The sequence below is a fragment of the Microvirga sp. KLBC 81 genome, from assembly GCF_003075415.1.
Classification (GTDB): domain Bacteria; phylum Pseudomonadota; class Alphaproteobacteria; order Rhizobiales; family Beijerinckiaceae; genus Microvirga.
The window spans coordinates 1-7,302 of sequence record NZ_QDAH01000146.1 but is presented as its reverse complement, the minus strand read 5'-3'; the positions used below and the strand labels follow the sequence as shown (position 1 = coordinate 7,302).

Annotated in this window: 8 protein-coding genes and 1 pseudogene; 3 read left to right on the top strand and 6 right to left on the bottom strand. The window is 59.5% G+C overall.

Annotated elements, in window-relative coordinates:
* Positions 1–74: 74 nt before the first annotated feature.
* Positions 75–740, bottom strand: coding sequence for a hypothetical protein (locus tag DC522_RS31820; protein WP_116532456.1), 666 nt, complete (start codon positions 738–740; stop codon positions 75–77).
* 233 nt (positions 741–973) lie between these two features.
* Positions 974–1,378 (bottom strand): lipocalin-like domain-containing protein, encoded by a 405-nt coding sequence (locus DC522_RS31815; RefSeq protein ID WP_371681022.1) that lies wholly within the window; start codon positions 1,376–1,378, stop codon positions 974–976.
* Between the two features lie 126 nt (positions 1,379–1,504).
* Here DC522_RS31815 and DC522_RS31810 point away from each other — a divergent pair, with 126 nt between their 5' ends.
* Positions 1,505–2,161, top strand: a complete 657-nt coding sequence (locus DC522_RS31810; protein ID WP_133239438.1) for a hypothetical protein — start codon at positions 1,505–1,507, stop codon at positions 2,159–2,161.
* 405 nt (positions 2,162–2,566) lie between these two features.
* On the opposite strand, the pseudogene DC522_RS36575 reads toward DC522_RS31810, so the two are convergent.
* Positions 2,567–2,755: pseudogene (locus tag DC522_RS36575) on the bottom strand (IS110 family transposase); the annotation flags it as partial.
* Positions 2,756–3,028: 273 nt separating this feature from the next.
* Between DC522_RS36575 and DC522_RS31795 the strand changes: the two are divergent.
* Positions 3,029–3,283 (top strand): hypothetical protein, encoded by a 255-nt coding sequence (locus DC522_RS31795; RefSeq protein WP_245444722.1) that lies wholly within the window; start codon positions 3,029–3,031, stop codon positions 3,281–3,283.
* Between the two features lie 331 nt (positions 3,284–3,614).
* Here the strand turns inward: DC522_RS31795 and DC522_RS31785 are convergent, their stop codons facing one another.
* Positions 3,615–5,348: a hypothetical protein gene (locus DC522_RS31785; RefSeq protein WP_116532452.1), complete on the bottom strand. Its 1,734-nt coding sequence runs from the start codon at positions 5,346–5,348 to the stop codon at positions 3,615–3,617.
* 754 nt (positions 5,349–6,102) lie between these two features.
* On the opposite strand from DC522_RS31785, the gene DC522_RS35230 reads away from it, so the two are divergent.
* Complete coding sequence (locus DC522_RS35230; RefSeq protein WP_165820411.1) at positions 6,103–6,273, top strand: hypothetical protein; 171 nt, start codon at positions 6,103–6,105, stop codon at positions 6,271–6,273.
* 512 nt (positions 6,274–6,785) lie between these two features.
* Here the strand turns inward: DC522_RS35230 and DC522_RS34470 are convergent.
* Entirely contained in the window at positions 6,786–6,968 is a 183-nt protein-coding gene (locus DC522_RS34470) for a hypothetical protein (protein WP_133239437.1), read from the bottom strand.
* Positions 6,969–6,989: 21 nt separating this feature from the next.
* Complete coding sequence (locus tag DC522_RS37670) at positions 6,990–7,295, bottom strand: helix-turn-helix domain-containing protein (protein WP_371681025.1); 306 nt, start codon at positions 7,293–7,295, stop codon at positions 6,990–6,992.
* Positions 7,296–7,302 lie beyond the last annotated feature (7 nt).

The window sequence follows — 7,302 nt, the reverse complement described above, 5'->3', positions numbered from 1 at the left end:
TGAATACGGGGGTGTTCTCTTCGTCATGGCTCCATCCTGTCAGGAGTTGGAGCCTCCGGGAATCCCGGCGCGGTTCAGTCGCGCGGATTGAGGCGAATGGCTATTTCGACAGTCGCAATGCTCTCGTCGGACCGGCCCGCCCAAGCCAATGTGGTCCCCAGGCTTCCATAGGCAAGAGAGAAGTTCGGATTGGTCTCCAGAGCTTGCTGATAGGCAGCAATAGCCTCTTCACGCCGCCCGAGCAGCCCCATCAGCACGTTGCCATAGGTCCACTGCGTGTACTCATCGCGATCATCTAACCGAATGGCTTGGCGGGCTTCGGCAACAGCCTCCTCCCGCATCACAGCCGGATCAGATGCAAAGCCCATGTAGACGAGATGGTAGGTGGCCGTGGCGACAATCTGCGGCCCCTTCGGGCTTTCAGGGGCGTGTCGCTTGATGGCAAGTCCGATTTCACGAGCTTTCTCCAGACTCTCGCGCGTCAGTTGATAGATTTCACGCCAGCCGCGCTTAGCCATGTCCCAGGTCTGAAAGTCAGGATGCTCGTTCCGCTCAGCGATCAGACCCTCGTTGAGGACCACTTGTGTCTGGGTGGAGGCAACGATGCTACGCGTGATGTCGTCTTGGACATCGAACAGGTCAGCCAGAGGGCGGTCGTAGCGGTTGCTCCAGACGTGGTTCCCAGTGCTTGCCTCCAGAAGATGGACGTTGACACGGACCCGTCCGCCAGCCCTCCGCACACTTCCTTCCACGATGTATCGGACACCGAGTTCCGCGCGATCACAAAGAAAGCACTGATGCGAGAAAGCTCAGTGATGATGTCTTCGGTGATGCCCTCAGCAAAATGGTCTTGTTCCGGGTCACCACCCACATTGGAGAATGGTAGCACAGCAATGGACGGCTTATCAGGGAGAGGCAAAGTCTTAGATTGAGATCCAGCCCATGCCTAGGGGGAGAAAATCTGATTGCGATGCTAAGTGCTTTCGCCCGAAGGTAGCACCTTTTGAAACTCGATCCGATAAACAATGTCCTGCCTCGCATGCGGGTCCTTGGCCGGGGCTCCGCTGATCATCAGTCTGTCACCGTTCAGCTTGTAGAACCGCACTTGATCGGTGCCAGTCCAGGCTTGGTTCCAAGACGCATCGACGTGGTGGACGGCCTTCTCGTCATCGAGCGTGTCGGTACCAGTATACGCCAGCATGCTGTCAAAGAGCCTGATCTTCTCCTCCGCATTGGGCGGGAGGCTCGCCGGTACAGGGCGGTCACGGCTGACCACCAAGGCGTAGAACCGTCCGTCAGCCCCGTAGTTGATGTAGCCGGTGGGATCGGGACCAAGGGCGTGATCTGCTCGCCTGTGGCAATGATCTCGCGCTTCCATGACACCATCCTCCAGGTGCTAAGCAACGCCGCTGGATCAGGCATGGTTCACCTCCCTCAAAGCAGGGTTTACACTAGCACGCTGATCGGGCGGGCGGTTGGGGAGATAATCTATCGGGAGGTGCCAATGGGTTGGGCTGCATCAGGAGCGCTGATCGCATGGCATGATGTCGAGGCGGGCCGCGAGGCCGAGTACCTCGACTGGCACTCTCATGAACATATGAAGGAGCGGCTTGCGATCCCCGGCTTTCTCCAGAGCCGCCGGTACTCCGTTGTCGGCTCTGGGCCTCAGTTTCTCGTCTTGTACACAGTTATCAACCTCGATGTCTTTACATCCCAAATCTACCTGGAGCGCCTGAACCATCCTTCGGACTGGACCCAGCAAGTAATGCCTGCGTTGCGGAACATGAACCGGAGCCTGTGTCGTGTTGAGGCATCGAGTGGATTGGGTGCGGGCCGCTGCCTTCAAACTGTCCGGTTCTCTCCTGAACTCGGACGCGAAGCACACCTGCGTGGCGCATTGACGAGCGAAGCGCAGTCGCTCGCGCACCAAAGGGGCCTCTGCGCCGCTCATCTCCTCATTGCGGATCAGGATAGAAGCAGGGTGCCGACACGTGAAACGGCCCTTCGGGCAGGCCCCGACGCGGTGGCTGACTGGGTGTGGGTGGTCGAAGGTTATGATGAAGCTGCGGTGGCTCAAGACCGCTCCGGACTGTTGCGACAAAGCGGTGCTGGCCCGAACATTACGAGCGATCTCTACACGATAGATCACATCAGCTTCTGAGGCGGGGCGTTCTCTTCCTGAGCACCGCTTCTGCATACCTACAGTCGGAAGCAATCCTGTGCCGTATAACTTCCCACGACGGAATTCTTGAGTCGAAGTCGAAGGAAAGATCAACGCAGTGGGCAGCGGCGGCTATAATGTTTGCGAAGTCAATGCCGCATTGATCCGGGCGTTCTCTCCAATACAGTGAGGGAGCCTGCGATGATAAAGCCTCTCCTGGCGTTCGGCCTCTGGTGTATTGCTTTTGTGCTTGCCGTCGTGGGGCTCATTACCACCGGCCCTGGCAATCCCCGTCTTACCGGCACAGTAATTCTGGACTTCAAGCCATCCTGCCAAAGCTTCGTTGTGCAGACGGAGCGAGGCTTTGTGGTGCTGGAGTGGGAGGATGGCACCCTGTTCTTCGGTGCGCGCCCAGTGATGCGCGCTGGCGCAGGCCTCCATCGCCACCGTGCAGGGTGGCTGGGCTGCAAGGAAGGTCAGGACCTGGTGCCGCCGCAGCTTCCTGCGGAACAGGACCGCTCCGGAGGCATCGGCGCCATGCGCCTGAAAGACATTCTTCGCCAGATCCAAGCCGATCTTGCTGACCTCTCCCACGGACGCCTCCCTCAAGTGGTGCTCAACACCTCCACTTCGGCACACTGAGGCCGTTGGGGGCGTCCACCCCATCAGATCTTGCGCTGGCCCCGTTCCTGAAGAAGGCTCTTCACCGGGCGCAAGACCAACGCAAAGCCATCGAGATTGGCACGCTGATAGCCGCAATTGTTGCTGTGGGGCTTGCGGCTGCCAGTTTGGCCTACACGCTCAGCGTGAGCGATGCTCTTGAGGAGCGTGTCACAGCACTCGAAAACGCAGGGCGGAGTTAAATTCTTGAACCGGGAAAGAGCCATCATGGAGGACTGGTATCCGGTCAGGCTGGCACCTCGGGACGGAACGCCTGTGATCCTCTGGATCGAGGACGAGGAGGCGCCGCCGCTTTTCCCTGTGACAGTGGGAATGTGGGAGGTCGATGATATCAGCGGGCTTGGAAATTGGCGTGTGTTCTCGCCGCGGTTCACGACATCGCTTTACTTCGACCGGCACATTGTCGGCTGGCGACCGCTGCCTCGCGTCTATCGTGCCTGACAACCTGCGGTCCCCGATCAAGCACCATCTCGTGCTGCACCGGATCGGCCCGGGGCAGGGCATCTGGCGCTTCTACTCGCTGATGATCGAGAAGGACCTCTTCGGGACTGTTCGTCTGCCTCGGAAAAGAAGGCGCCCTCTATACCAAAGGGCGCTCCAAGGCCCGGCCGTAAATATCAAGCCGATGTTGGCTATCCAGCGTGTCTTGCCGGAAAATTGCTATGTAAGGCGCCGACTTCTTGATCTTCTACAGTATCAGCTGGATGCGTGAGCATGGAATCCGTTCCATCGATATAGGTTAAGAGTGTTGCATGCAGAGCGAACGCTCTGCTCAGCGAGGTTTTGACCTGTGGAGGAACCTCAGGCGCGGGATGGACCTAAGTGCATCAACCACCGTCAGCCCTCCAGCCGCATTGAGCGTGTGAGTGCCACGCAGCCCAGGCCGCCAGCTTGGCGTGATCCGCGAGACGGGTTCCTCGTGAAACCGGGACTCCGATATCTCTTGGACGCGATGGACGATGGTCGCACTCCCGTAGGTGGGCGAGCCGTCCTGTCCAGGCCGATACCATACACCTGCATGGTGGAAGAGTCGGCCTGCCGGACGCGCACCTTGGACGTCGATCTTAACAGGATTGTGGAGATGGGGTGTCCACGGGCCAAGGGGCGTGGGGCCGTGAAATAGAAATAGCGCCGTCGCTTCGGTCGCGCCCGGAAGAACCACGCCGGTGAATAGCCACCATCGCCCGTCGATCTCGGCAAGCGTCGGATCCGTTGCAGCGATGCCGGAAAGCATCTCGCCCATCGATGTCCATTCGTCCGGGAAGCGCGTGGCGCGAAACAGCTCGACGGCATTACGTTCCAGTGTTTCCGGGATCATGTACCACTCCCCAGCCCAGCGGAATACGAATGGATAGGACAAGTGGTAGTCCCTCTTCAGAACCGGGCGCGGCAGACCGGGAGCCCCGCTCATGTCGAACTCGATCACCGAAATGTGGGCCACAGGCGACCCAAAGGGATGTTCTTCGATGAAGATGTAGTAGCGGCCGTCGGCAAAGACCGGAAACGGATCGGCCCAGTACCGATCCGGAGGGGGCAGAAGCTCCTTGAACCGATAGAGGATCGCTTGCGGTACGTCCTCCTGTCCTGGCTCGGGAGGTCGGAATGAATATGCGACAAACCACTGTCCCTTTCGGAGCCATTCCTGGGCTTTTCCCCGCACCAAGCGGAAGCCGACGCGAGCGAGCAACTGACCCGTCTGAATCGGGCCTGGTGCCTTATAAAGAGGTGAACTGTAAGGGGACCAACTCTTCCGATGATCCCAGTTCAGGACGGCATTTTCGCCTTCCAGTTGCACGCGCCGCAATTCGCGTTGGAGAAGTGCGGCGGCCTGCCAGTAGTAGTTTGCCCGGTTGGCTGTGGGCGAGATGGGATTGGTACTGGAATTGCACCGCCCGAGGACGATTCCTCCGTCGAGCTCCTCAGTCAATTTCTGGAGGACCGCGCCTGTTCTTGGATACTTCTCAAACACTTCCCAAAATCCTGCCGGACCGCCGCGATTGATTGAATTATCACCGTGGTGGTACGACCAGACCCCGAAACGTGCGATGGAGAGCGCACGGCCTTTAAGGATTCGAAATCCGAAACGCAGCGCCACATCCAACTGGTGTGCCATGATTTCGTGTACGGCATCGTCCTCGAAGTAGTCGCAGAATCGGCTTTGGCGCGGCATCACACGCAGCACCGGACAGGGCAACAGGTGTGGCCGGATATCGACCTCGCGGAGTGGATCGTTCACTGCCTGATAGCGCCAGGCATCAAGCTTTTCGTATGCGGCGAATGGGAGGAGCCGTCGGTTGCGGTACCAAGCCGAGCCCCGTGCCAGGATTCTCGCTTTTGGGGGCCGCTCCTGCGCCTCCCTCTCGATCGCTGCGTTAAGGATGACTAAGGCAACTTCAGCAACGCCCGATCGGGTGACCTCCGCCAAGACATCGTTGACCCAGACAGGCTGGGTGAGGCTGTCGAGCAGTAAGCCGATCCGCAGAGGGCGCGGAATTGTTGGGTCCATCTGCCACCTGTTTCAAAGGCTTGAAATCTTGGAAACAGCTTATGGAGACGAGCGGAACTAGACAAAGCATCCTAGGAGGTACCGCAACCAATTCCGGTTAGTTCAACCCGCCGTTGTTTCGCCCCCGCGCTGATAGGCGGCAGGGCGGGAGCCGTATAGGTCTCTTCGCGCCGCGACTGGGCTCGTTTTCGGACTGGTTGTAATGCACGATCAACCGCTGGGCGACCCGTCGGATCTCGCTCCAGCACAGGATATCGCTCAGGTCGTTCATGCCAGAGGCCGATGCAGATCCCGACCATGGTGCGGATCCAACCCGATCCAGAAAATTCCGGCCGGGATGGAATAAAACGCTCACGGGATCGTTTTCCCTGCGACTGGCCCTTAACCCCCACAAGGGCCGGAACCTCTAAAGCGCCCTGCTCCCCCAGCCTGGGCGCTTTCTTTTTGCGCATCAGTCCTGGCGCGACCCTGCCAATGTCTCCTCCACGGTCCGATTTGCAGGGTAGCGATCCAAACACTTCCAACATCGGCGACGGCTTGGGAGACGATCCGGCCAAAAACTCCCGCCACGTTTAATCTATTTGAAGGCCGCCACCCTGCAGCAGGTCCATGCTGGCGACGTGACTGAACATCACGTTGGCTCCTCCCCGAGAGAACTCCCCCGTCGTCTCCACCGACGGGGGTTTTTGCGCGTGGTTATCTCCTGCTTTTGCGAGGATGGGAGAAGCGCTGAACGAGCTGGAAGAGGTGGGCGTTGCAGACCGCCTCTGCGGCCTCGACTTGCTTCATCTTGCGGTCGAAGGTGGCCCAGCGCCTGCCCTTGGGCTTGTCGATCTCCTCACTCTACCCTGACGAGGTTGAGGCAGGCGTGGCCCTGGAGGCAATCGCGCGAGTCAAGCGGCGGCGCGGGTATCAGGATTTGTGAGAGGTAGTTCTTCTGAACCACACCGAAACGGTGGCGCCTCCAGCATCATCACTGATGGCAGATGATTCTGGAGGGTGCCAATGTCAGCCTGTGATAACCCGTCGGTCCCGCAAACCGTGCCTGTTGCACGGCCCATCTACATCCCGAGGCCGCGCCGTCGGCTTAACGCATAAACCGTGGAGGCCGAGATGGCTCCGGAAGAGACGATGGCCCTGACCGCAATTTCAATAATCGCCGGGACCTTCCTGGGCGGGCCTTGTGTGCTCCTGTGGCTGTGCAATCGCGGCCCGGACGGGAAAGGATAAGAAACCGGAAAGGTGCTGCAGGCTATCGCCCAGGCGAAGCGGCGGCGGGGCTATCGAGATCTGTGAGGGCTACGCTGCGGCAGGAAGACAACTGCGTTCCTTGCAGAAGGCAGCCATGTCACAAAGAACCCGGCACGGGGCCGGGTTCCTGTTTCGGAGACGGTCGTCATGAGCATCAACACGGGTTCTGATGGGGCGTCCACCCCATCAGAACCGCTTCGCAGCCACGTGCTCATTGTAGTGGTCGAGCAGACGTCGGGTTGGGCACTTCCAGATCAGCGCGTTGGACAGGCCGAGCACCACCACATCGTAAAGGTCAAGTGTCCGTCGGGTATAGACAGCTTGTCCGGCCATAACAGCCGCACCAGCTCGGTCCTGCTGATTTCTCATCACGTTCCTCTCCGCCGAGTGTCAAGACGTGTGCAGCTGCAAGATCGTGGAGTGACTCACGTTGTAGGAGCGCGCAATCTTAACCAAAGGCTTACCAGCGTCGCGTCGGGCAAACGCCTCTTTTCCCTGATGCGGCTTCGGCCTGCGGCCGAGCCTGATCCTCTTGACCTTGGCTCGCTCGCGCCCCTCGCTTGTCCTTGCTGGATCAGCTCGCGCTCGAACTCGGCAAGGCCGCCGAGCACCGTCAGCGCCGGGCCCGCTGAACCGCGCCGATTTTTCCGGAGGCCGGTTGGCTTGGATTTTACGCGGCCACCGGCATGACCTCAAGCTGAGC